This is a genomic window from Croceitalea sp. MTPC6 (assembly GCF_036985525.1).
GTDB lineage: Bacteria > Bacteroidota > Bacteroidia > Flavobacteriales > Flavobacteriaceae > Croceitalea.
Genome location: NZ_BTGR01000042.1, coordinates 1 through 423 on the forward strand (window position 1 = coordinate 1; position 423 = coordinate 423).

Consider the following 423-nt stretch of genomic DNA (forward strand, 5'->3'; position numbering starts at 1 on the left):
AGTACCGATCCCTTGTTCATTGTGGACGGGGTACAATTTGAGGGTGCCTTGAACACGATCAACCAAGAGGACATCGAATCCTTTACCATCCTCAAGGATGCGGCCTCCACTTCACTGTACGGTTCCAGGGCCGCAAACGGGGTGGTTATCATCACCACCAAGAGCGGTACAAAAGGGGGCATACAGGTAAACGCCTCCATGCAATATGGTCTGGTGTCCACATCACAGTGGCAATTCTATGACGAGCTCAGCCCGGGCCAATATTATGAGACCATGTGGGAGGCCTTGAAAAATTCTAGTGCCGGTGGCGGCGACCCAGCCTTTGCCTCGGCGAACATATACCAGCAATTGGGCTACAACCCCTTCAACGTCCCCAATGACCAGATCGTTGGGACGGACGGTAGGTTGAACCCCAATGCACAG

1 protein-coding gene is annotated in these 423 nt (G+C 53.4%); it reads left to right on the forward strand.

Annotation, left to right across the window (positions count from 1 at the left end; translation table 11 throughout):
* The coding region (locus AACP56_RS17960; protein ID WP_339339102.1) for a TonB-dependent receptor plug domain-containing protein at positions 1–423 on the forward strand (423 nt) is incomplete at both ends.